The 23,578-nt window shown below is 55.8% G+C and carries 22 protein-coding genes; 16 read left to right on the plus strand and 6 right to left on the minus strand.

The window, feature by feature from the left end; genetic code table 11:
- Positions 1-17: 17 nt before the first annotated feature.
- From pafA to J2S62_RS07140, 9 genes are all read left to right on the plus strand, one after another.
- Positions 18-1,403: a Pup--protein ligase gene (gene pafA, locus J2S62_RS07100; RefSeq protein ID WP_310175770.1), complete on the plus strand. Its 1,386-nt coding sequence runs from the start codon at positions 18-20 to the stop codon at positions 1,401-1,403.
- A gap of 42 nt (positions 1,404-1,445) precedes the next feature.
- Entirely contained in the window at positions 1,446-2,399 is a 954-nt protein-coding gene (locus tag J2S62_RS07105) for an FKBP-type peptidyl-prolyl cis-trans isomerase (RefSeq protein WP_310173025.1), read from the plus strand.
- Positions 2,400-2,431: 32 nt separating this feature from the next.
- Positions 2,432-2,827, plus strand: a complete 396-nt coding sequence (locus J2S62_RS07110) for an FKBP-type peptidyl-prolyl cis-trans isomerase (protein ID WP_310173026.1) — start codon at positions 2,432-2,434, stop codon at positions 2,825-2,827.
- A 2-nt stretch (positions 2,828-2,829) separates the two neighbouring features.
- A complete protein-coding gene (locus J2S62_RS07115; RefSeq protein WP_310173030.1) occupies positions 2,830-4,830 on the plus strand; it encodes a helix-turn-helix transcriptional regulator in 2,001 nt (666 codons plus the stop codon).
- Positions 4,831-4,878: 48 nt separating this feature from the next.
- Positions 4,879-5,151 carry a twin-arginine translocase TatA/TatE family subunit gene (locus J2S62_RS07120; protein WP_310173032.1) on the plus strand — a complete coding sequence of 91 codons (273 nt, stop codon included), beginning with the start codon at positions 4,879-4,881 and terminating at the stop codon, positions 5,149-5,151.
- A 15-nt stretch (positions 5,152-5,166) separates the two neighbouring features.
- Complete coding sequence (gene tatC, locus J2S62_RS07125) at positions 5,167-6,039, plus strand: twin-arginine translocase subunit TatC (protein WP_310173034.1); 873 nt, start codon at positions 5,167-5,169, stop codon at positions 6,037-6,039.
- Between the two features lie 11 nt (positions 6,040-6,050).
- Positions 6,051-8,978: a DEAD/DEAH box helicase gene (locus J2S62_RS07130; protein ID WP_310173036.1), complete on the plus strand. Its 2,928-nt coding sequence runs from the start codon at positions 6,051-6,053 to the stop codon at positions 8,976-8,978.
- On the plus strand, positions 8,975-9,970 hold the full coding sequence (locus tag J2S62_RS07135) for an amidohydrolase family protein (RefSeq protein WP_310173038.1): 996 nt from the start codon (positions 8,975-8,977) through the stop codon (positions 9,968-9,970). Before J2S62_RS07130 ends, J2S62_RS07135 begins: the two co-directional genes overlap by 4 nt.
- Positions 9,971-10,049: 79 nt before the next feature.
- Positions 10,050-10,781, plus strand: a complete 732-nt coding sequence (locus J2S62_RS07140) for a polyprenol monophosphomannose synthase (RefSeq protein ID WP_310173041.1) — start codon at positions 10,050-10,052, stop codon at positions 10,779-10,781.
- 72 nt (positions 10,782-10,853) lie between these two features.
- Here J2S62_RS07140 and J2S62_RS07145 read toward each other — a convergent pair whose 3' ends face one another.
- The 3 genes from J2S62_RS07145 to J2S62_RS07155 form a co-directional block, all read right to left on the minus strand.
- Positions 10,854-11,201, minus strand: coding sequence for an RNA polymerase-binding protein RbpA (locus J2S62_RS07145; protein WP_310173043.1), 348 nt, complete (start codon positions 11,199-11,201; stop codon positions 10,854-10,856).
- Positions 11,202-11,280: 79 nt separating this feature from the next.
- Positions 11,281-12,396 (minus strand): SPFH domain-containing protein, encoded by a 1,116-nt coding sequence (locus J2S62_RS07150; RefSeq protein ID WP_310173045.1) that lies wholly within the window; start codon positions 12,394-12,396, stop codon positions 11,281-11,283.
- 79 nt (positions 12,397-12,475) lie between these two features.
- A complete protein-coding gene (locus J2S62_RS07155) occupies positions 12,476-12,853 on the minus strand; it encodes an NfeD family protein (protein ID WP_310173047.1) in 378 nt (125 codons plus the stop codon).
- 275 nt (positions 12,854-13,128) lie between these two features.
- On the opposite strand from J2S62_RS07155, the gene J2S62_RS07160 reads away from it, so the two are divergent.
- On the plus strand, positions 13,129-13,731 hold the full coding sequence (locus J2S62_RS07160) for a maltokinase N-terminal cap-like domain-containing protein (protein ID WP_310173050.1): 603 nt from the start codon (positions 13,129-13,131) through the stop codon (positions 13,729-13,731).
- A 287-nt stretch (positions 13,732-14,018) separates the two neighbouring features.
- Here J2S62_RS07160 and J2S62_RS07165 read toward each other — a convergent pair whose 3' ends face one another.
- Positions 14,019-14,645 (minus strand): hypothetical protein, encoded by a 627-nt coding sequence (locus tag J2S62_RS07165; RefSeq protein ID WP_310173053.1) that lies wholly within the window; start codon positions 14,643-14,645, stop codon positions 14,019-14,021.
- Positions 14,646-14,753: 108 nt separating this feature from the next.
- On the opposite strand from J2S62_RS07165, the gene J2S62_RS07170 reads away from it, so the two are divergent.
- Positions 14,754-15,149: a DUF3054 domain-containing protein gene (locus J2S62_RS07170; RefSeq protein WP_310173055.1), complete on the plus strand. Its 396-nt coding sequence runs from the start codon at positions 14,754-14,756 to the stop codon at positions 15,147-15,149.
- A gap of 29 nt (positions 15,150-15,178) precedes the next feature.
- A complete protein-coding gene (locus J2S62_RS07175; RefSeq protein WP_310173057.1) occupies positions 15,179-15,457 on the plus strand; it encodes an Lrp/AsnC family transcriptional regulator in 279 nt (92 codons plus the stop codon).
- A gap of 62 nt (positions 15,458-15,519) precedes the next feature.
- On the opposite strand, the gene trpD is transcribed toward J2S62_RS07175, so the two are convergent.
- Positions 15,520-16,563 (minus strand): anthranilate phosphoribosyltransferase, encoded by a 1,044-nt coding sequence (gene trpD / locus J2S62_RS07180; protein ID WP_310173060.1) that lies wholly within the window; start codon positions 16,561-16,563, stop codon positions 15,520-15,522.
- Between the two features lie 322 nt (positions 16,564-16,885).
- Here trpD and ctaE point away from each other — a divergent pair, with 322 nt between their 5' ends.
- The 4 genes from ctaE to qcrB all read left to right on the plus strand — a co-directional run bounded on the left by ctaE (position 16,886) and on the right by qcrB (position 21,288).
- The gene (gene ctaE, locus J2S62_RS07185; protein ID WP_407649921.1) at positions 16,886-17,518 is read left to right on the plus strand and encodes an aa3-type cytochrome oxidase subunit III; all 633 of its coding nucleotides are present in this window, start codon (positions 16,886-16,888) and stop codon (positions 17,516-17,518) included.
- A gap of 100 nt (positions 17,519-17,618) precedes the next feature.
- Positions 17,619-18,422, plus strand: a complete 804-nt coding sequence (gene qcrC, locus J2S62_RS07190; RefSeq protein WP_310173062.1) for a cytochrome bc1 complex diheme cytochrome c subunit — start codon at positions 17,619-17,621, stop codon at positions 18,420-18,422.
- Between the two features lie 65 nt (positions 18,423-18,487).
- A complete protein-coding gene (gene qcrA / locus J2S62_RS07195) occupies positions 18,488-19,591 on the plus strand; it encodes a cytochrome bc1 complex Rieske iron-sulfur subunit (protein WP_310173064.1) in 1,104 nt (367 codons plus the stop codon).
- Positions 19,591-21,288 carry a cytochrome bc1 complex cytochrome b subunit gene (gene qcrB, locus J2S62_RS07200; protein WP_310173066.1) on the plus strand — a complete coding sequence of 566 codons (1,698 nt, stop codon included), beginning with the start codon at positions 19,591-19,593 and terminating at the stop codon, positions 21,286-21,288. Before qcrA ends, qcrB begins: the two co-directional genes overlap by 1 nt.
- Before the next feature lie 1,887 nt (positions 21,289-23,175).
- Here qcrB and J2S62_RS07205 read toward each other — a convergent pair.
- On the minus strand, positions 23,176-23,577 hold the full coding sequence (locus J2S62_RS07205) for a cytochrome c oxidase subunit 4 (RefSeq protein ID WP_310173068.1): 402 nt from the start codon (positions 23,575-23,577) through the stop codon (positions 23,176-23,178).
- Position 23,578: the final 1 nt, after the last annotated feature.

Genomic DNA, 23,578 nt, shown 5'->3' on the forward strand with positions numbered 1-23,578 from the left:
TCTTGGATACCCGCATCATGGGTGTAGAAACCGAATACGGCCTCCACACCGTCCATCCCACGAAACGACCGCTCGCGCCCGACGAGGTCGCACGCTACATGTTCAAACCGGTCGTGGCCTGGGGAAATTCTTCCAATGTGTTCATTCCTAATGGTTCCCGGCTCTATTTAGACGTCGGGTCGCATCCCGAATATGCGACCGCAGAAACCACCCGAGTGGATGAACTGATTGCCTCAGATTCCGCCGGCGATGCCATCATGCACCAACTGGTGCTCCAGGCCCAACAGGCTATGGCAGATGACGGATTTGACGGGGACGTATATCTGTATCGCAATAATGCCGACTCGCTGGGTAATTCCTATGGCAGCCACGAAAACTACATGATCGAGCGCACCACCCAGTATCGGCGACTCACTTCAGCGCTGCTCCCGTTTTTAGTCACCCGGCAGCTGATCGCCGGCAATGGGGTCGTGATCAAAGATCCCAGCGCGCTACCGTTAGCTGACCAATTCCCGACGCGGTCCGAACCACACTTTGCGTTCTCTCAACGCGCCGATTACATGCATGAGGCGATTTCCTCCTCATCAACCCGGGCTCGACCCATGATCAATACCCGCGACGAGCCCCACGCTGATTCCACCAAGTACCGACGTCTCCACGTAATCGTCGGGGACTCCAACATGTCTGAAACCACCCAGCTGGTTCGATTCGGTACCACCGAATTATTGCTGCGGATTATCGAGTCGGGTAAACCCTTGCGCAACCTGCAGTTAGCCCATCCGGTGCGTGCTATCCGGCAAACCTCTCACGACCTCACCGGCAATACGCCACTCGAGTTAGCCGACGGCCGAACCATGACGGCGCTGGAAATCCAAGAATTTTATTTCCAAACCGCCAAGGATTTCCTTGCCCAGCAGGGTCACCATCACGACCACCTCGAACAGGTCATGGATTTATGGGAACGCACGCTCACCGCGATTGCGACCCAGAATTTTTCGTCGATCGACACCGAAATTGATTGGGCCATCAAACATAAGTTCTGTACCGCCTATGCGAACAAGCATCAGCTGGACTGGGATGCGGCCCGCCTAGTACAACTGGACATGGCCTACCACGACATCCACCCCGAACGCGGCTTATTTAACCTCTTGGAGGCTAGGGGAGCGGCGGCCAGGTTTCTGACTGACGCCCAAGTCGATGCCGCGCACGATAATCCACCGGCAACAACCCGAGCGTTGCTTCGCCACCGGTTTATCGAAACAGCCCGGGCGTTGGGCATGGAGTACTCCATGGACTGGACGCATATGAAACTCAACAACCATCCGATGCACACGCTATATATTCGCGACGCATTTGAAACAGACATTTCAATCGTTGACGATCTGTTTGCTAAAGTCGCTTGAGCTGGCCACTCAACGGTGCATAACCCACACACAAGGAAATTCATGTCAACTCAACACAGCCGGTCCAAAATCGTGACGCTCACGGGTGTCCTCCTTAGCGCAGCTTTAGGCCTCACCGCTTGCGGCGGTGACGATGAAAACGACGCCCAGGCCAACGCCGAAGCCCCTGACGTTGAGATCACGTACGTAATTTCGGAAGATACCGAAGAAGTCGAAATCAACGGTGAGCTAACTATGGACGAACCGGCCGCGTGGTTGATTTCCGAAGGTGACGGGGAGCCCCTCGAAGAGGGCGACCTGCTGCATATTCTCAGCGCAGACATTGACATTCAGAACGAAGAGGTCAATGCCCACGACTTCGACCTCGGGGGACAAACGCTGCAGCTATCGGAACAGTTTGAGTCGCAAAACCCACAGGCCTACGAGGCTCTGGTGGGAGCTCCAACGGGTTCAGATCTGGCCTATTATCTTCCCGCCGATACGCTGGGCCAAGACACCCCCGCCTACCTGAATATCATCGCCATCGAAGATACCGTGCCAACGCATGCAACCGGGGAACCCGTTGCGGCGGCTGAACTGAATGACGCACTGCCCGAAGTCACGCTCGACGAAGAGACGCAAGCCCCAATTATCGCCGAACCAGAAGGTGAAGCACCCGAAGAACTTGTGGTGGACGTACTCAAAGCCGGTGACGGACCCGAAGTACAGTCCGGCTCTTATGTGACCATCCAATACCGCGGCATTAAATGGTCAGATGGAGAAGAATTTGATTCCTCATGGGGCCCCGACAACACTGGTGGACCAGCCCAATTCGAACTCCAACAACTGATCACTGGGTGGCAAGAAGGACTTGAAGGCCAGCAGGTCGGCTCACAGGTGATCATGTCGATTCCTCCTGAACTCGCTTACGGTGGAGATGAGCACGAATTACAAGAGGAAACCTTGGTCTTTGTGATCGACATCTTGCACTCGGCAGACCCCATAACAGCTGAATAACCCACTGCTATTGCCCCAACAGAGGAGACCCTATGTCATTTGGTAAACGCGAACTGGACCGCACCCGCCCAGAGATCGATTTCCCCGGCGATACCCCACCCGAAGATCTCGTTATTGAAGACATCATTGAGGGCACCGGCAAGGCCGTGACCCCCGGAAGCCCTATCTCATGTCACTACGTCGGGGTAGCATGGTCAACCGGAGCAGAATTCGACGCTTCCTGGAATCGTGGCGAACCGCTGGACTTCACCGCTGGGGTCGGACAGGTCATCCAGGGCTGGGATCAAGGCCTGCTGGGCATGAAAGCTGGTGGCCGTCGTCGTCTTGAGATTCCACCGCACCTGGCCTACGGCGAAACCGGAGCAGGTACAGATATTGGGCCAAATGAGACGCTCATTTTCGTGGTTGATCTGGTGGAGGTCCGCTAACCGTGTCCCGGTCCGCGGAACGCATCGTTTCGCTGCTCTGGCTTCTGTTAGAAGCCGGAGCGACCGGTCGCACCAAAGCGGAGATATTCAGCTACCTCTATGATCATCTCGACACCTCTACGGCCGCAAAACAACGCCAGTTTTCCCGCGACAAAGAGGTCCTGACCACCATCGGAGTGCCGGTCGAGTGGGATCAAGATCTCAACACCGACGGCACGTATCGCATAGATGGTGACCGGCTGTATTTACCCGACCTGAGCTTGACCGAAGATGAAGTCTTGGCATTACACCAGGCTCGTGCCTTGTGGATGAAAACGCCCATCGAAGATGCCATCCATACCGCTCTCGCCCGGATCACAGCCAGTCGTCCCACCACGCCACCCGTGGTCGGAGCCCAACTTGAGATGTCACATCGGCTCCTGACCGACTTGGTGACGGCAGCCCGGGAGCAAACCCCGGTAAAATTCCGGTATCGCACTGCAGGTAGTGAAGCCATAGTGCAGCGACATGTGCGTCCTTGGGCGATCCTGATGGCCCACCAGCAGTGGTATATGGTGGGGTGGGATTTTGACCGCCACGACGAGCGGCTGTTCAAACTCAGTCGCATAGAATCGAAAACCATCACCCCACTGTCAGCGGATGCGATTTCGGTCGCTTCGAACGCCTCCATGCGTCCCGCTGACTTCGACATCGAGGCGATCCGTCAGCGATTGTATCTCCAGCAACCCCAAACAGATGCCTATGTGTGGTTGCGCCACAACACTCCGTCAAGCCTGCGCGTTCGGGCACAAGCAATTGAGCAACGCAACGGTTGGGAGCTATTGCACCTGACGTACCAGGATGCGCTGAAAACTGCCGCCAGCGTCGCGTCCTTGACCACCTTGGCGCAAGTAGACCAAAAGCGCAGCCCTGAGTTAGCGGAACTGGTTGCTGATATTCTCGCGATTGTTCGAGATGCGCACGTGGGCGCGAGCCCATTAACTGTGCCGAAGCTGCAAAAGGTGGCTCGAACCCGGCGACGGACCAGGGACAAAGATGTGATTGCGCGCCGTCTTGGTCTGGTGGCGGTCGTCAATCAGCACGGTGGGACTATGCCACGGGCAGACCTACGGCAACGATTTGGTATTGACGACACCACCCTCACCGAGGACCTGCAAGCAATGCAGTTCTGGGGCATGCCCGAAACCGATTTCGCGGGCCGGCAGTTTGAGATCGATCCATTGGCTGACCCGGTTCAGATCGCAAACGCAGAGCTGTTGGCTCAGCCCTGGCAACTTTCCGCCCCAGAAGCTCTGGGTCTGATCTCTGGACTCAGCGCGGTGCCTACCATTCCAGGAATTTCGCAGCGTCAGCGAGCGGCCGCCCGCACCTTAGAAACCAAATTGCGTAATGCCATTGAGGCCGTTGCGCCGCAGGTCGGCTCACCGGATCCTATTGTGCACCCGGACCTAAGCTTGGGCAAAGACGACGAAATCGCTGAAATCTTGCATCGGGCCGCTCAAGAGCAGCAAGTCGTGTCCATGAGTTACTATTCGGAGTCCTCCGGAACTATCGGGACCCGGGCCATCGAACCCCTCAAGCTGTTATATGCCGGTGGTCATGGGTACGTTCGGGCCTGGTGTCGTAGTACAGAAAGCGTGCGCACGTTCCGTCTCGATCGGATCGGGGCGGCATCGGTCACTGCTGAGCGCTTCGAGCCCACCGCGCATCAGGCTGTTGACGACGCTCTCACTCCGATGACCGATTCAGAATCACTAACCGTCGTGGTCCATGCGACCCATCGATACCGGGATGTCATCGGTGCTTATCACCCATTCGCCACAGCGGTGGCATCAGATGGTTCGATATTTGCGCGGTTGGCATTTCGCAACCGTTCGACCTTAATGGAATTACTCACCACACACGCCGGACAGGTCGTGGTCCTTGAGCCCGATACGACGCGCAGCGAAATTTGGGAGGCGACGAATCGTGCAGTAAATGCACGCTACGAGTCAACTCGATAAGTTTCGTATCGGCTGTAGAATAGAGCCAATTGTATAGAAAGGTAGACAATGAACATCTTTCGCAACCCAGTGATCCTCCTGGTGCTTGTCCTGCTGGCCTTCTTATTATTCGGCGCAAATAAGCTGCCACGCATGGCTCGCAACCTGGGCCAATCGATGCGTATCCTGAAGTCTGAAGTCAAAGAAATGAAGACCGAAGGCAAGGACGGCAAACAGGATAAAACACCCGCCGAAGACGATACGGAAGCCGTTGAAGGTACCGTGATTTCTACCGGCGAAACCGCTGCCGGTTCCACCTCAAAAGAGCATCCTTCTCAGTAACACCCCGCCACCTTCATGACAGCCACTGACAAGGGTCAACCCTCCTCGCAGAAGCGACGGAAAAAGACGCGCAAGACCCCTGAGGGGCAGATGTCGCTGCGTGAGCATCTGCGAGAGCTGCGCAACCGTTTCTTCAAAGCGGCCGGTGCGATTTTAGTAGGTACGATCGTCGGCTTTATTGTCTACCAGCCGGCCTTTACCATCCTGACAGAACCCATTACGCAGCTGTCAACCGATGAAGCCCCGGTCGAGGTGGTCTTCTCGTCCGTCGCGCAGCCCTTCGACATTATGCTCCAAGTGGCCATATTCATCGGGCTGATCTTGTCCTCACCGGTGTGGCTGTATCAGGTGTGGGCGTTTATCGTACCCGGACTGCGCAAGAACGAACGACGCTATGCTTTAGGCTTCATCGCGGCGGCAGTGCCCCTATTTGTCGGGGGGATCTTGCTCGGCTGGTTTGCTCTGCCGCAAGCCATGGCATTCTTTACATCTCTGACCCCAGACGGTACCGCCCATCGTGTGCTGGCAACGGTCTACGTCCCCTTCGTCACTCGCTTATTGCTGGCCTTTGGCATCGCGTTGGTGATTCCAGTAATTCTGGTCGGGCTGAACTTAGCTGGCATCCTAAGCGGCAAGACTATGCTTAAACACTGGCGTATCTCCGTCTTCCTCATTGCGGTGATCGCAGCGATGGGAGCACCAGGTTCGGACGTCATCACGATGTTTTACTTAGGCGCACCACTGGCGATTCTGTTTGGTCTGGCGCTTGGACTCGCGTTACTCAACGACCGGCGGCTGGCTAAAAAGGAAGCTCGAGAAGGCACCGCAGGTGAGGTCGAGATTCAGCGCGGGGCACAGCCTCTGTCTGAAATTAGCCCTGACGACTAAAATAGGTGCCTATGTGCGCCGCTACTTCTGATCCCAACGACCACGAGCTGTCGCCAGCAGAACGTTATGCGGCCTCACGACGGCGGGTTGAATTTGCCCAAACCGAGCTCGGTCGGTTCTCTTCCAGTCTCGAATTTCCCATGGATCCCTTCCAGTTGGAAGCATCCGAGCATCTCGAAAACGAGGATGCGGTATTGGTTGCAGCCCCCACCGGTGCGGGCAAAACCATTGTGGCCGAATTTGCGATTCATCTTGCCTTACGCCAAGGCAAGAAAGCTTTTTACACCACGCCGATCAAGGCGCTGAGCAATCAGAAATACACCGATCTGGTCGCCACCTACGGCGAGGAACACGTCGGCTTACTCACCGGTGACACCTCGCGCAATCCCGAGGCACAAATCGTGGTCATGACCACCGAGGTCTTACGGAACATGCTGTACGCGGATTCCACCACGTTGGAAAACCTCGGGTATGTGGTCATGGATGAAGTGCACTACCTGGCCGACCGTTTCCGAGGTGCGGTGTGGGAAGAAGTCATCATTCACCTCCCCGAATCGGTACAGCTGGTCGCGTTATCGGCCACCGTGTCGAACGCTGAAGAATTCGGCGCCTGGTTAGATACTGTTCGTGGCTCGACCTCCGTAGTCGTTTCCGAACACCGCCCGGTGCCCCTATGGCAGCACGTGATGGTCGGCAAAGAACTCTATGACTTGTTTTCCATGACGGGCGACCAGGAAGCCAGCTCCCAAGTTAACCCAGAGCTTGTACAACTAGCTGAGTCGGCACGCCGCGATATGCAACCCAACGATTGGGGTCGTCCCGGTAGTCGTGGGCGCGATCGGCAACGGACCCGTGGCGGGCGCCGGCAGGGCAACCGCCGCCAGTCAGACCGAGAAGGCTCAGCTGAACGCAGCAGACCATCTCCACGGAAAGACTTACGCGTTTCGCGGCCCCAGATGGTCCGCACCCTCGCCAGAGAAGGCCTGCTGCCGTGCATCAGCTTTATTTTCTCTCGCAATGGATGTGACGCCGCGGTTGAACAGTGCCTGAATGCCGGCCTGGATCTCACCGATCGCGTCGAAAAAACTCAGATCCTCGAAACGGTCGATCGAGCCGCTACAGTCCTGGCCGAACAAGATCGCGACGCCCTCGGTTTCTGGGGCTTTCGTGACGGCCTACGGCGTGGTTTCGCCGCACACCACGCCGGTCTGCTGCCACTGTTCAAAGAGGTCGTTGAGGAACTCTTTGCCGCGGGGCTAATTAAAGTCGTGTTCGCCACTGAAACCCTTGCATTGGGCATCAACATGCCGGCTCGGACCGTGGTTATTGAACGGCTCGTGAAATTTGATGGTGAGTCGCACAAAGATATTACCCCGGGGGAGTACACTCAGCTCACCGGCCGGGCTGGCCGACGCGGAATCGATGTCGAAGGTCACGCGGTGGTCATGTGGCAGCCCGGCTTGGATCCAGGAGCAGTGGCTGGTCTGGCAGCGCGTCGTACCTACCCGCTGAATTCGTCCTTCAAACCCACCTATAATATGGCCGTCAACCTGCTGGCACGCTTCGGACGCGAACGGGCCCGCAATATCCTGGAATCCTCTTTTGCCCAGTTCCAGGCTGACCGTTCTGTCGTCGGGCTCGCACAAGAGGTCCAACGGCAGGAACGCTCCCTTGCCGGGTATGAGGAATCGATGCGGTGTCATCTCGGAGACTTCACCGAGTACGCCAAGTTACGCCAAGAAGTGTTAAGGGCTGAAAAAGCTGCTTCACGGGCGCGACATCGCGTGCAACGCCGAGCAATCATGGAGTCCCTAAATAATCTCGCCGTCGGGGACATTATCGAAGTGCAAGGTGCCCGGAGCCTTGGCACCGCGGTCGTTGTTTCGACAGCAGGCAACCCGACCAACCCGCGGGTGGGGGTCGTCACGGCCAAGGGCCAGTTACGCAGGATCTCGACTGATGAACTTGATGATCCCATCGTGCCGTTTGCTGGCGTTGAGTTACCGCGAAAATTGCTCACCAAATCGCCCAAACACCGCAAGAACATCGCCGGATGGATGCACGGGGCCATCGGGCAACAGCGCCCACCAATCTCTGATGGCGCTGAACCGGTCGGCTTTCGGTATATAGATGATCACGATCTCGCCCGTGTGGACGAGCTACGGAAACAGCTCCACGCCCATCCGTGCCATGGCTGTCCCGATCGTGACAAACACCTCACCTGGGCCAACCGCTGGGATAAATTGCGTGCCGACATCGACAAGAATGTCGCAAAAATCCGCGGACGAACCAACACGATCGCTCGCACCTTCGATCGGATCATCACCTTGCTGACCGATTTCGGCTATGTCGAAAACGATCAGGTCAACGAACCTGGTCAGAGCTTGCGTCGTATCTATGGCGACCGCGACTTGCTCGTGTCGATGCTCTTGCAGGCCGGGGTGATGGATGAGTTGTCTCCCGAGGATCTGGCCGGTCTTGCAGCGCTATTGGTGTTTGAGTCATCCACCGAAGACCAGGTGTTCCAGCCCGCAATGCCAACCGACATGCTCCAAGGCGCCCTCGATGTCGTTGACGAACACTGGTATACCCTGCAGCAAGCTGAACTCGCCGCAGACCTAACGGTGACCGCCCAACCACATCCAGGATTGGTGTGGCCCATCGTGCGTTGGGTTCGAGGTCATGAGCTGCTGGCATCACTGACCGGTTCAGATATGGCGGCCGGTGACTTCATTCGCTGGGCACGCCAAGTCATGGATCTGTTGGATCAGCTGGCATCATTAGATGACACGCACCCAGATTTGGCCCGGCGCTGTCGACGAGCTAAAGATCTCGTCAACCGGGGTATCGTCGCTTATTCCTCCGCGATTCGGATACCCGAAGCTGACACGAAGGCCGATGAGTACAACGCTATCGAAAATTTGGAATTGGATCAGTGACCTCTAGTTTACTTCTCACCAACGGATACGTTCATTCAGTATCCGAGCCCTATGCCAACGCACTGCATATCGACCACGGTGTGGTGGCGTGGCTGGGCGCAGATGACACAGCGCAGCAAATGGTTGCCGCAACCACGACCGGCCCCGTGGCAACCCACGACGTTCAACACATGCTCGTCACGCCGGCCTTCGTTGATGGTTTCAGCAACCACAAGCTAGCCCCTGATGACAGTCGCATCACCCTGAGTTCCGTGACGCCCGCGCCGCAGGCAGTTTTTTACGCCCCGGTCGATGAGGTAGCTGAAGACGCTGACGGGATGTATGTCCCGGTCGAGCAACTAGACCAGCTCCCCGCTATTGTTGCGCAGGTGAAGCCTCCGACACAGTTACTCATCGGATCCACGGGCCCAGAAGATATTGTTCGAATCCTAGCGGCCCTAGAACAACAGCCTAATGCCGCGCTGATGCGCTGTCGCCATCGGGTCCTTATGAATCACAGCCTGACCGATCAACATGTCGAGAGGCTGGTAAAGCTCCATGCCTCGGTCACGTTGGTTCCTGACGTTCAGGACGGTCGTCCAGTATTTTATGCACCAACCGCGGCACTGATCAGCGGGGGAGTGCACGTGGCAACTGGCAGCGGCTCATGGTCCGGTTCGATGTGGGACATCTTAACCGCACTTATTGAGCACCCGGATGAGTCCCAACGCGTTTCAACCCGGGCGGCCTTCAACACCATGTCCCGCGATGGGGTACGGGTCCTCCCAAGCAAAATAGCCCAGGCGAATATGACCGCCGGGCAGGTGGCCGTGGGGTCGCCAGCAGATTTGAATATTTGGCGTGCCGGACAGCTCGGCGTGCAAGTTCCAGACGTTCGTGCGGCTCACTGGTCTACCGATAAACGTGCTGGAACCGCCCTGCTACCCATTCTGTCGTCGAGTGAACCCGCACCTGAATTGGTACGAACCGTCCGAAATGGCCAGATGTCGTAGCGTTGCCTACTAGTGCTAGCTATAATCGAAGGCTGATCCCGGCTCGATCGTCGGGACGTGGTAAACAAAGGACACTCGAGTGCGCGTATTGACTATTATCCCCACGTACAACGAAGCCGAATCCCTACCGGGCACCCTCCAACGGCTACGTGCCGCGGTACCAGAATCGGATGTGCTTGTCGTGGATGATAACTCCCCGGATGGGACCGGCGTATGGGCCGATGCGCAAGCCTCAAAAGACGACCAGGTATTCGTAATGCACCGTCAGGTCAAAGACGGGCTCGGTGGAGCCTATATCGCCGGGTTCCGCTGGGGGCTTCAGCACGACTATAATGTCCTCGTTGAAATGGATGCTGACGGTTCACATCAGCCCGAGCAACTTCCACGCCTCCTTGAAGCCATCGACGAAGCTGATCTGGTCATCGGTTCTCGACGGGTGCCCGGAGGCAAAATGGTGAACTGGCCCTGGTACCGCAAGCTACTATCGGTAGGCGGCTCACTCTATCCACAAATTCTGTTGGGTCTGCGCTTGACAGATATTACCGCAGGCTTCCGGGCCTACCGGGCGACCACCATCGAAGCCATGGATCTCGATGCAGTGCAGTCAAAGGGCTACGGTTTCCAAGTTGACATGACCTTCCGCACCGCTCAACTGGGCAAGCGCATCGTCGAGGTGCCGATCACCTTTACTGAACGTGAATTCGGCGAATCCAAAATGTCCGGCAATATTATCTCCGAGGCCCTAGTCAACGTTACGAAATGGGGCTTGGCGGCACGCGCTGACAAACTCCGGGCACGACTCGGCCGCTAAACCTGCATCCGTTAAACGACTTCGGGGTGGCAACGACAAGTTGCCACCCCGAAGGTTTGTATGAAGCGTGAGTTAGGCGTCGACATCCTCGCCACGGCGGGCACGCAGCTTTGCTAACTGGCCAGCTAGCGTCTCTTCGAGTTCTTCGATGCTGCGGCGTTCCAGCAACATATCCCAGTGGGTACGCTGTGGCTTGACTTCTTCTAGGTCGGGAGCATCAGCGTCAACACGAAACGCTTCTTTTCCAGATTTCGTAGTCCAGGTGTCCGGTACATCAGCCTCGGCAGCAAAAGTCACGACCACCGATTCGCCATCTTCCGAACGGTACTCAATTTGTTGACGTGGTGCAGGTTCTACCCCTGCTTCAGTTTCCATCGATTGGGCACCGAGGCGCATACCGCGCAGTGAACGATCAGACATTCAGACATTCCTCCAACGAAATTTTTGCAGACAAGACAGTCTATCTAAAAAAGTCTCGCAGTGTATAACGCGTCGCCGACTACTTTTGTTCCCCGTCCGGGCGAGGAGATGGCCGCTCTTGGTAGATATCTTCTTCGATTTCCGGTTCAGCCAAGGCCTCCTCTAATGAAGTATCATCCAGCTTTGGTGCCTTTGGGGCACGATCAGCAATCTCAGCTGCAGTTGTCGGGCGCTTCGTGCGACGACGCGGGGTCGGCGGGGGAGTAGGGGTTTGATCCTGGCTTTGGGATTGATCGTCAGAAGAGGCTGAGCCGCTAGAAGGCATCTGCTGACCGGAGCCACCGCTGAAACGATTCAAGGCGTCGGTGACTTCGGAGGGGATGATCCACATCTTGGATGATTCTGAGTCGGCGATTTGGGGGAGTACCTGCAGGTACTGGTAAGCCAAGAGATCCGCGTTAGGCCTGCCTTCATGGATTGCTTCGAAGACGGTGACAATGGCTTCTGCTTCAGCATTTGCGCGCAGGATTGCTGCCTGAGCGTCACCTTCGGCTTCGAGGATTGCCGACTGGCGTTGTCCCTCAGCTGTGAGGATTTCTGATTGCTTTTGTCCTTCCGCGGTCAGGATCGCAGCACGACGATCGCGTTCAGCACGCATCTGTTTTTCCATTGAGTCCTGAATACTGCGCGGCGGGTCGATGGCTTTTAACTCCACCCGAGAGACCCGCAGCCCCCATTTGGAGGTGGCCTCGTCGAGAACGCCACGAAGCTGTGTATTAATCGCATCCCGTGAGGTTAGGGCCTCCTCAAGATTCAACCCCCCAACAACGTTACGCAAGGTGGTTGTGGTGAGGTTTTCAACAGCTGCAATGTAGTTAGCAATCCCATACGTTGCTGCAGTGGGATCTGTGACTTGGAAGTACACGACGGTATCGATCGACACGACGAGGTTGTCTTCGGTAATGACCGGTTGGGGTGGGAAAGACACCACCTGCTCACGCATATCAATCAGCGGCAGCATTTCATCCACAAACGGGATCATCATGGTCAATCCAGCCATCTGGGTTCGCTGATACTTACCGAGTCGCTGAATAATGCCGCAGTAACCCTGGGGGACGATGCGGAAAGACTTCGCCAATACTGCCACCACGAACACGGCCAGTACGACGAAAAGAATGATGAGAAAAATATCCACGGTGCTTCCTGAATGTTCGTAGTTTTGCTGTATCTGCTTGACACTACCTAGTCACTGCCCACGTAGAAACACCCCTTGGTTAGGTCTCAGCGGCTTCCGATGTAGTAGCCACCCAAACAATGGCCCCTTCAATCTGTTGGATCACCACCGGTGTTTCCACTGGGATGGGGGTGGGGCTGTAGGTTCGGGCAGACCAAATCTCATTGCCGATCCGCACCATGCCGTGACTAGAAGTGACTTCCTCTGTGACCTCACCGATGCGACCAACATACCGGTTGACGCTCCAGGGGGAGGGTCCGGCATCATTCGCCTTGCGTTTGGTATCGAAACTGCGAAGCCAGAATAATGAGGCAATGGAGATGATCGTCACAATAATAAACTGTACATAGATCGGAGCCCCCAGAACATCCGCGATGATGGCAGTCAACGTGCCGGTAGCAATCAGTAGAAACGTCATTTCTCCAGTAATTACTTGCGCGCTGACTAAAAGCAGCATCATAATGAGCCAGAATGACCAAAAGTTCTCTACAACCCACTCAATCACGATGGCCTCCCAGACGTATCTTCATGGCTTCAGGATACTGCCTATACGAACCGATTGTCGTCCTAAGCGCTAGAACGCAGGTGGGGTTCAGCTCGATTAGGCAGCACCTTGCCCACATCGCAGTGACAAACCCGGACAAACAGTCAACCTATGCTGTGTTTTCGCAGACCAGAGCGTAAACTAGCAGCATGGCCACTATTTATACAGCAGAGCTAAATCCCTCAAAACGCGAGTTCGTCACAGCATGGTTGGACAACCAGTTTTGGGGCGGCTCTGGTGAGATTGAACTGATCGGCACCTACCGTTTCGATGACACCAGCGGAGAAGTCGGTCTAGAAGGGTTCGTCATGCGGCGTGAAGAAAGGATCTTACACTTGCCGGTGACCTATCGAGGAGCTCCCATAGATGGAGCCGATGACTATCTCATTAGCCAAACTCACCACTCGGTCCTGGGAGACCGCTGGGTATATGATGCCATGGCCGATCCAGTCGGTATCCATATGCTGAATCAAGCTTTAGCTGGAGAAATCCAGCAGGCGGAATACCATTTCTATAATGAGGATGGTCAATACCTGGGCTCAGAAGATTCGGCCATTACTTTGTATATTCGTGGAGAACTACCCGAGAATTGGGGCACGGTGTCGGTGCATCACGTCCTGGACCATCTAGATGAGGACGGTGGCGAACTCCGTCGACTGGTTGGCCGTTGGGAAGATGCCTCAGCAACATTCTTTGAATTGACTCCTGAGCCTGAGCCTCAGACGGCGCCAATTCCCATGATGGACGAGTAAGCATTACGTTCGTTCAGAGGACTTCCATAAAACGCCGATAATCTACATTATGTAAAGTTGAGCTTATTTCGCAGCATAGTCAGTCGCTTCTGCAAGCATCAAGCGCTCCCCTGAGGTTGCCTTCTGGCTTCGTGAACGCTCCACTTCGTTGAGGTAGCTACTCTGCGCGCCTGCGCGACTTTGGTGACCCACAAGACCACAAGTGTCGTGGTGTGTGACCAATTCGTGGAGATCTGACAAACCCTGCACGTTGTGCCTCAGCCGCGACATTCGGGTAGTCGGCCGAGCTAACCTTCAATAAGTTGTTCGATTTGAACCGCGAGCCAATATGCCACCTTGCGTGATTCATACCAGTAACCTGCCTGGAGCCGAGAAGACACCGCCTGCTGCGAAACTCCTAGCAGCTGTGCGGCTTTAGACTGTGATTGGCCAGCGTTAATCATCAAACCGGCCTCTTGCCCCTCGTCGGAACGGCGTCGCTCAATGGCACACAAAAGCTGCAGCGTCGACTCAACCGGACCGACCTCTGGCGCTTGTTTTGGACCGACGAGGTTGCCATGTCGGAGCAACTCCACATTGACTCCCCCGGGCGCGCGGAGCGCACGCGGACCTGAGATCGAGGCTTGTTCTAAAACGCGACCCAGCTCAGAGTCCCCCTCGACATCGACGTTTTTAGATGCACTCAACAACCCGAGGTGTACACCCCAGATCGCTGAACGAGCGGCAGACAAGATGAAACCCACAGCTTCATCAGCCGACCATAGACAACCTTGAACTTGGCGCTGGCCTATGGCCTTGAACCCTGCGACCTCTCCCCCGACGGCGTCAGGGTGATCGTTGAGTGACGCAACCAATTGATTGACGGTCTGCTCCGTCGCCGTTGCGGGGAAAGTATTCGTCAGGCTTAGAGTCACACACAGCATAGTGGACAACCCTAGCTGTTTGTGGCCGTGGAGCTGGCCAATCTCAGGGTGGTGTGTGACACAAGGGGGTGCTGCTCTCCCCTGGCCTAAGCTAGAGCTATGAATTCAGAACCTCCGGCAGCCTCGCGCGCCACTGTGATCGGAATGTTAGGACTCGATGCCGCACTCATTGTTATTTTCGCCATGTTTGGTATCGCATCACATGATGGCAGTCTCAATTTTTTCGGTATTGCCAGGGTGGCTCTCCCCTTCCTTCTCCCCTATGTAGTGTTAACGGCACTTATCAAACCCAGTCGGTACATTCATAATGTCTTTCCGGTCGGGGTGGTTTTGTGGCTCGTGACCGTGGCGCTAGGGCCAGTGTTGCGTGCAGTGCTGTTTAACGACACGTCCGCGATGGCGTTTGTCCTAGTCACAGCCGGGGTTTTAGGAGTGCTTCTCCTTGGTCGACGCAGCATTTCGCATTTGGTCACCAGGCGCCGTGAGAACGCCTAAACTAAGGACAGAACTACCCGAGGAGGACCATGGTTACCGCTTTTGTCATGATTAAGACTGTCACCGACCGTATTCCAGAAGTCGCCCAAGAACTCGCTGATAAGGACGGCATCACACAGGTGTATTCAGTCACTGGAGCCTGGGATCTTATTGCGATGGTTCGGGTACGTGAATTCGATCAACTTGAAGACGTGATTTCTGACCGTCTGTCAAAAATCGATGGAGTCGAAGCAACCGAAACTCATCTCGCGTTTCGCGCCTATTCTCGAAGCGACCTCGAAGAAGGCTTCGCGCTGGGGTTTGACTAAACCTCGCAGAGCCTGCTGCCCCACTTTTCAGCGCTCGTTCGAAGCCTGTGCGAAAAGAGTCTCTAACGATCCGCATTCGGTTCGGGGCGAGAGACTCGCACCCACCTATTAAGCACTTCTTGGGCTGCGCCTGAATCAATCGACTCTTCCGCGCGTTTCATGTTCATGCGCATCCTGTCGAAGAGGTGACCGGTCGCATCTTTATCGTATGCAGTCAGACCGGCGGCCGTGTTCAGTAATACCGCATCACGGACCGGTCCTTTCTGACCGGCCAGCATGTCGCGGATGATGTCAGCGTTATAGGTCCCGTCTCTTCCTGCCAAGGCCGCGACCGAGACCAAGGGTATGTCGAAGTCTGCGGGATGTAAGGTGTACTGCTCGACGTTGCCGTCTCGAACCTCAAAGATTGTTGACGAGCCGGAGGTGGTAATTTTGTCACGACCGTCGGAGCCACGGAATACCAGGCCCCGCACTCCCCTATCTGCCAGCACTCCCGCGAGCAGCGGGGCCATCTTTTCAGAAGCGCATCCGAGGGCTTGAGCTTGAGCCCGGACAGGATTAGACAACGGCCCAAGGTAGTTGAACGCAGTAGGTACACCCAATTGCTTGCGTGCCGGGGCGACGTAGCGCATCGAGGGATGATATTCCTGTGCGAACAGGAATGTAATGCCAGCCTCTTCCAGGGACTGCTTGGCGCGGGTTTGCGTGAGAGTCAGATCAACGCCCAGCGCCTCGATCACATCGGCAGCACCGGCTGTCGAAGAGGAGCCACGGTTGCCGTGCTTGACGATCTTAGCGCCGGCTCCGACTGCAACGAGCGACGACATAGTTGATAGATTCACTGTGCCCAGACGATCGCCGCCGGTTCCAACAATGTCTAAAACATCGGAAGGCAGATCGACTTCCACCGCTTCGTCCAACATTGCATCAGCAAGACCCAAAAGCTCTTCAACCGTTTCACCTTTGGTGGCCAAGGCCATCAGAAAGCCTGCGATCTGTGCGTCCGTGGCAACACCAGACATCATTTCCTGCATGGCCCAGGCAGCTTGGTCCTGTGTTAAATGCTGTTGCTTTGAAACTGCGTTGAGCACCGTGGGCCAATCCATGAAATACGTCCTTGGGAAAATTCGGTTCCGCTTACCTTGGTCATCCTAATACTCCAGTCAGCAGGCGTCCCCCAGATAACCTCGTAAGGCCATTGCCGCACCGCAAAACACACCTTCAGCATCGGAATTTCGCTTAACAATTCCGCAACTTTGACAGCCTGTAGAAATGCCCTCCGACTGAGGTTTATCCCAACGGAATCTGCGTTTTCGCTGGGAATAACGCGGAAGTCGCGTAGACAGGGTCAGATCCGTCACATCAAAAAGACACGCGCCCGGCAAGTCTCATTGTGAATCTTGGAGAATTTCGGGCCATAATGAAGGGGTGACAACATCAACTCAGACTCTCTCGCATAATCCCACCGGCTTCCCGAGTCGGCCAAACCTTGCTGCCGTAGGCACCATGGTCTGGCTCTCCTCCGAGGTAATGTTCTTTGGTGGCCTGTTCGCTATGTACTTCACGCTGCGCTCGACTTCGCCCACGTTGTGGGAGGAAAATACAGCGTTGCTGGATCCGGTCCTGGCGACCATTAACACTGTCATTCTGGTAATTAGTTCGTTTACCGCTCAGTGGGGTGTCAAAGCCGCCGTCCAGCTCCGTCCGCGGCGGACAAGTAACAAACTTAAGGACTGGGGTGTTGTGGAATGGTTCGTCGTTTCCTTCATCCTCGGTTCGATCTTCTTGTCCGTACAGTCCTATGAGTACGCGGTCCTGGTATCCCACGGCGTGACGGTTGCATCCAGCGCCTATGGGTCGGCCTTCTACATCACCACTGGCTTCCACGCACTGCACGTGCTGGGCGGGCTGGTTGCGTTCTTGTTCGTAATAGGCCGTGCTTATCTAGCGAAGCGCTTTGGCAACCACGAATCCACGATTGCCATTGTGATCTCCTACTACTGGCACTTCGTGGACGTAGTGTGGGTCGCTCTCTGGTTCATCATCTACGTCATTCAGTGACCTGTCCGGTCCGCCGGCTCGACATCAATCGCACCCCGAGGTAACCGGAACGGACTTGTCACACCTCATCCGGTTATACGAAACGTAAGGAATCCATAAAGTGAAGGCACTCTCTCAGAACCGCCGCCACCCGATGGTCGGAGTGGCCCTGCTGCTGCTGGGTCTGCTGCTGACCGGAGGTCTCTACTCGCTGGCCTCCAACATCAACTCTGCGTCGGCATTCTCCGAGGCGGACTACACCAGCGCAGACAACATTGCAGACGGTGAAGCCCTGTTCAACGCCAACTGCGCCTCCTGTCACGGCATCGGAGCTACCGGCGGTCCCGCTGGTCCATCGCTGGTCGGTGTCGGTGCTGCGTCCGTAGACTTCCAAGTTGGTACCGGTCGCATGCCGCTGCAGATGAGCGGTCCTCAAGGGGCCCAGAAGCCTGTGCAGTTCAACGAAGAGCAAACTATGCAGATGGCTGCATACGTACACTCCCTCGGCGTTGGTCCATCCATCCCTGAAGATGAGTACTTGGATACTGACCATGCCGATGTGAACCTGGCTCGTGGTGGCGACCTGTTCCGTGTGAACTGCGCGATGTGTCACGCCGCTTCAGCAGAAGGTGGCGCCCTGACCCGCGGTAAGTACGCCCCGACCCTGCACGGCGTTTCAGAAAAGCACATCTATGAGGCCATGGTTACCGGCCCACAGAATATGCCCGTCTTCTCGGACACGAACCTGACTCCAGAAGATAAGCGTGACGTCATCGCTTACCTCAAAGAGTTCGAAACCCAGGGTCACCCCGGGGGCGAGAACCTCGGTTCCATTGGTCCAGTTGCTGAAGGCCTCTTCATCTGGACGGCCGGACTGGGCGTCCTGATTGGTTTCATGGTGTGGATGACCACACGTTCCAACTAAAGACTTATCGCATCATCGTCGATTAACAACATCACCAACATCACTCGAGTAAAGGAATCAGATCTATGGGCGAGCAACGCCACGGAGATCCCGGCACACCGGGCACCGTAGAGCGCGCTGGAGACGATTCGGGTAAATTCGCTATTGAAAACCCGGGATTGCCACCTCACCGGCCACGTACCACGGATGAAGATCCACGTGCAGCCAAGCGCGCAGAACGCCAGGTTTCTTTCCTGTTCATTCTGTCTATCATCGGTACCCTCCTATTCTTCGTAGGGTACTTCGGCGTCGGACAGTTACCACTCGACGAAACGAACATGGACCTCATCCGCGTGCAGAACACGCTGCTCGGACTGGGGACCGCCTTTGCCATGTTGGGCATTGGTATCGGTATCGTTCAGTGGAGCCGCGCACTCATGCCAGACCATGAATGGGTTGAAGAACGTGAATCCGTTGCCAACGAAGAAGACCGCTCTGACGCTGTGAGCATCGTCAATGATGTCATTGATGAATCACAGATCAAGCGTCGGCCACTTTTGCGCAACACCCTCATCGGTGCTTTGGCAATCGCACCACTTCCAGCAATCGCTATCTTCCGCGACCTGGATAACAGCGGTAACCAGTCCGATGACCCAGCTCAGAATTTCGGCCCCGAGCGTCTGCGCCATACCATGTGGGATACCGGTACTCGCTTGGTGCGAGATGTGACCGGCACTCCAATCCGCGCTTCTGACGTCACGATCGGGTCTGCCATCCACGTGGTCCCTGACGGCCTCCTAGACATGCATGATGACATGCTCAACCAAAAGGCCAAAGCAGTTGTCCTCTTGATGCGCATGAACCCTGAAGACATGAACATCAGCCCTGAGCGGGAAGATTGGCATGTTGACGGCATCGTCGCGTACTCGAAGATTTGCACGCACGTCGGATGCCCGATTGCGCTGTATGAGCAGCACACTCACCACCTGTTGTGCCCTTGCCACCAGTCCACTTATGATCTGACTCAGGAAATGAAGGTCGTGTTCGGTCCTGCTTCGCACCCGCTGCCGCAGCTGCCGATCACCGTTGACAACGAAGGCTTCTTGGTTGCTCAAAGTGACTTCCTTGAGCCGGTCGGTCCTGCCTACTGGGAACGTGACCCTAGACCAGCTGAGGAGCGTGAAGCCTAATGTCTGTTACGCATGACTATAAAGCCTCCACAAACACCGGGAAGATCGCGAATTTCGTCGATACCCGCGTGGGTGCTTCGAAGATTGTCAAAGAATTCGGGCGCAAGCTCTTCCCGGATCACTGGACCTTCCTCTTCGGTGAAGTAGCGCTCTACTCTTTCGTCATCCTGGTTCTATCGGGAACGTTCCTGACGTTCTTCTTTGATCCATCGATGTCGCACCTCCCCTATGAGGGCGCTTATAAGCCCCTCTACGGTGTTGAAATGTCGGCCGCATATGCCTCGACACTGGATATCTCATTTGAGATCCGCGGTGGGCTGTTCATGCGCCAAGTACACCACTGGTCAGCGCTTCTGTTCGTGGCTGCCGTCACGGTCCATATGCTCCGCGTTTTCTTCACGGGTGCGTTCCGTCGCCCACGTGAACTGAACTGGGTCGTTGGTGTCGTCCTGTGGGTTCTTGCCCTACTGGCCGGTTTCACCGGCTACTCGCTGCCAGACGACGTGCTGTCGGGTAACGGCTTGCGCATTGTGGACGGCATGATGAAAGCAATGCCGGTTGTAGGGACGTACATCTCGTTCTTCTTCTTCGGTGGAGAATTCCCCGGCACGGATATTATTCCGCGCTTGTACTCACTGCACATCATGGTGATTCCGGCGCTGATCATTCTGATGGTTGCCATTCACCTCTTCATGGTCGTGGTGCACAAGCACACCCAGTACCCTGGTCCAGGGCGGAAGCATACCAACGTGGTCGGTTACCCCATTGGCCCGGTATACGCGGCGAAAGCCGGCGGGTTCTTCTTCATCGTGTTCGGTATTGTCGCGCTGATCTCAGGATTCTTCCAGATCAACGCCGTCTGGAACTACGGACCGTATGACCCCTCACCTGTATCGGCAGGTACCCAGCCCGACTGGTACATCGGCTTCGGTGACGGTATCCTCCGCCTGATGCCAGGTATGCTCGGTGATTTCTCCTTCCTCTGGCATATTCCGATGCCATGGGGCTGGAACGCGTTGCCGATGGGCGTGCTGATTCCGCTGATCCCAATGGGACTGCTCGTGGTCGGTATGTTCATCTGGCCATGGCTGGAACGCAGCATCACCAAAGATAACCGCGAACACCATGTGCTGGATCGTCCACGTAACGCACCTGGCCGCACTTCCTTCGGTGTTGCCATCGTGATTTTCTACTGCGTCATGTGGGCCGCAGCGTCCTCGGACTTAATGGCTGTCGCCTTCTCAATGTCCCTGAACGATGTCGCGTATGTTCTACGCTTCCTCCTGATTGTTGGACCGATCGTTGGCTACATTGTGACGAAGAGAATCTGCCTGGCCCTGCAGCGGAAAGATCGTGAGATCGCACTGCACGGTCGTGAGACCGGTGTGATCGAGTGGTCACCAGAAGGTGCAATTCTCGAGCGTCATGAACTGGTGGACGATTACCGTCTCTATGAGCTCGTCGCTTTCGAATCGCCGGAACCTGTACCACCGCAGCCCAACAAGAAGGGCAAGATCAGCCTGTGGGAGCGCTTCCGTGCAAGTGTCTCACGGCAGTTCTTCGAAGATCGTGTCGAGCCTGTCACAGCAGAAGAGCTGGCAGAAGCTGAAGCCGAGTTCGGTCAAGAGCGTCGTAAACTGCAACGCTCCGTCGACCAGTCGGTACGCGAGCTCGAGGGTAAACGTGATCGTTCCTAAGAACACATAATCGACGATACGATTGGCCCGGTTGGATATCCAACCGGGCCAATTGTTTTAAGCCATATTTGTATGGAAGGTCGGTCGACATACTGGCAGAAGCGACTCAGACATTCGGTAGTTTCTCTGAGTGAATCGCATATCCCCCAGCTCCAAGCTACTAAGTGCCAAAGAGCGCTCCAGCGACGCCACAAAAACAACACGACGTCCGGATGTACTCCCCTGCTCTGTCGGGCCAGCAGTGACGAAGCGTCGAACCCGAGCATGAGCCGAGCCTACAATCGTGTATATGTTGGCAGTTTGCCCTGTTGTAACCCCGTGGTCGCCATCTACAGGATGGACCGCGAGTTCCGCAGTGCTCACTGGTGCGATCTACCGAGAGTTAATTACCTACAAGACTGTGGGTTCCCCTCAGAAACCCCTGAGCTACTGCACCCTGCAACGTCACTCACGCGAGCTTAGTTGCAACCCGTCAGGGACACATTCCCGGCTCTCCGAATGACGGTAGTACGCCAAGTTGAGCCGATACACCAGTCAAGAGAACTCGTAGACGGAAACTATGCTTGTGACCGACAGTATGAAGGGCAGGCACTACGATGTCGCGGCTCGACATATGGAGTCGGCATACACGGCGTCTGCCGATGCACTACTCTCTCCGAAATGCAGGATGGTTCCGCACAGCCCAGGATTCTCAGATGCACGTTCCTGACCACGTTCGGACGTGTGGTGAGTTCCTGCGAAAAAACCTTCTTTGATCGGCCGTGATTCTCGCTTCCGCAATGACTCATCTCTACCGCTCTATTAGCGGTCATAGCAAGCACGAGGAGCACTCCACACCGCCAACTTATCTCAGGCCTCTCCCCTATTAATCATCAAAATGGTGTACGTTGCGGCAGCCAATCAGTGGCCTGCAGGGGACAATGAGAATCCCGGTTGGATACGCCGCCTCAATGGGCTATCGGTGCGGGCCATAAAACTCTGTGACCGGTGGATTTTGGGGAAGCGCTGTCGTGAGTCGCCGGAGCCTTTGCTCGGCGGCCGTATAGCGAGACGAGATTGACCGTGCAATCGCGTGGCGCGTTTCAGCGGGGTCAGCTGATCGACATTAGGTGAGGAGCGTGACGAACGCTAGAAAAATAATGAACGCAACGACTGCGACTGGTAAGAGATACTGTGGCCAGACTGGTCGGTCACCGTGTGGGGACGACGATTGTGCCCTCTCGGACGAGGATAAGTGGTGTTGGTCGGAGGACGACTGATACGTATCGAAGGACGAAGCATTGGATCCTTCTTGACCATAGTTATACGTTGTGAACGAATCATCAGCACGTTGTACAGGACCTGAGAACTTCCCCTCCGCTTGATGTCTCAGTGAACTGGCATACTCACTCCACGCTGATCCTGTCTCTGAAGCATACTCCGCGCCGCGTCGCCACCATGGATCGACGGTGCTGCCTTCGGCAGGCTGGGTGGAGTCTCCTCTGGCGCGTAATCTCTCCTCATGATGAGAATACTGATTGACTCCCGCCTCATTGCCATCCGAGGCATCGCGGTGAGGGTCTGCTTCATCCGTGAGGCGGGAATCGTCAGCTACGTCTGCTAATTGAATTCTTATCTCGCGGGTCCGACGACCAGCTGATAGACCACTATTGGTCTTCGGTTTGGCCCACTGTATTGCCGGGCCGATATGACGTTTGGGGGTTGGCTTGTGATTACCCATCAAATCCCTCCGCGCGACCTATTCTATATATTCCTAGTGTACGCGTTGTCGTGTCTGCAGACTGCGCTACCACAAGACACCGCTCGCCCTTGATACGGTTTAAATAGCTGAGGGCTCCAGTCTTTTGACTGGAGCCCTCAGCTATTTAGAGGATGTTCACTATGGAGTTAGTGTTTGTGCTGGCCCTTCGAGAATTCGAAGACCCAACCGGTCACGAAGAAAAGACCGAGGCCGATACCGATGATGAAGATCCACCAGTCGATCGCTACTCCGAGGAACACGATGGCGCACGCGGCACCGAGACCAAGTGGCCACCAGCTCCATGGAGCGAAGCGGGCGTAGGTCCCAGCATATTCAGCGATCTCGCCGTCTTCTTTGTCGTCTACGCCTGGCTTGTATTCTTTGTCCAGAAGCCGTAGATAGTAGGCGACCATATACTGCATGGCAGCAAGCCCGAACAGTCCGGTGATGCCGACCATTTCAGTTCCACGGGTCCAGATCGCGTAGATAACTGCTGCGACGAGGAAAAATGTCCCGAGGATCGCAAAGAGATTCTGATTAATCTTCACG

The organism is Enteractinococcus fodinae (assembly GCF_031458395.1).
In the GTDB taxonomy this organism is placed as follows: Bacteria; Actinomycetota; Actinomycetes; order Actinomycetales; family Micrococcaceae; genus Yaniella; species Yaniella fodinae.

Excerpts from the sequence above, each read along its gene's own strand:
- pafA (WP_310175770.1), top strand. The coding sequence starts at position 18 with ATGGGTGTAGAAACCGAATACGGCCTCCACACCGTCCATCCCACGAAA.
- J2S62_RS07105 (WP_310173025.1), top strand. The coding sequence starts at position 1,446 with ATGTCAACTCAACACAGCCGGTCCAAAATCGTGACGCTCACGGGTGTC.
- J2S62_RS07110 (WP_310173026.1), top strand. The coding sequence starts at position 2,432 with ATGTCATTTGGTAAACGCGAACTGGACCGCACCCGCCCAGAGATCGAT.
- J2S62_RS07120 (WP_310173032.1), top strand. The coding sequence starts at position 4,879 with ATGAACATCTTTCGCAACCCAGTGATCCTCCTGGTGCTTGTCCTGCTG.
- tatC (WP_310173034.1), top strand. The coding sequence starts at position 5,167 with ATGACAGCCACTGACAAGGGTCAACCCTCCTCGCAGAAGCGACGGAAA.
- J2S62_RS07130 (WP_310173036.1), top strand. The coding sequence starts at position 6,051 with ATGTGCGCCGCTACTTCTGATCCCAACGACCACGAGCTGTCGCCAGCA.
- J2S62_RS07145 (WP_310173043.1), bottom strand. The coding sequence starts at position 11,201 with ATGTCTGATCGTTCACTGCGCGGTATGCGCCTCGGTGCCCAATCGATG.
- J2S62_RS07155 (WP_310173047.1), bottom strand. The coding sequence starts at position 12,853 with ATGACGTTTCTACTGATTGCTACCGGCACGTTGACTGCCATCATCGCG.
- J2S62_RS07160 (WP_310173050.1), top strand. The coding sequence starts at position 13,129 with ATGGCCACTATTTATACAGCAGAGCTAAATCCCTCAAAACGCGAGTTC.
- J2S62_RS07170 (WP_310173055.1), top strand. The coding sequence starts at position 14,754 with ATGAATTCAGAACCTCCGGCAGCCTCGCGCGCCACTGTGATCGGAATG.
- J2S62_RS07175 (WP_310173057.1), top strand. The coding sequence starts at position 15,179 with ATGGTTACCGCTTTTGTCATGATTAAGACTGTCACCGACCGTATTCCA.
- trpD (WP_310173060.1), bottom strand. The coding sequence starts at position 16,563 with ATGGATTGGCCCACGGTGCTCAACGCAGTTTCAAAGCAACAGCATTTA.
- qcrA (WP_310173064.1), top strand. The coding sequence starts at position 18,488 with ATGGGCGAGCAACGCCACGGAGATCCCGGCACACCGGGCACCGTAGAG.
- qcrB (WP_310173066.1), top strand. The coding sequence starts at position 19,591 with ATGTCTGTTACGCATGACTATAAAGCCTCCACAAACACCGGGAAGATC.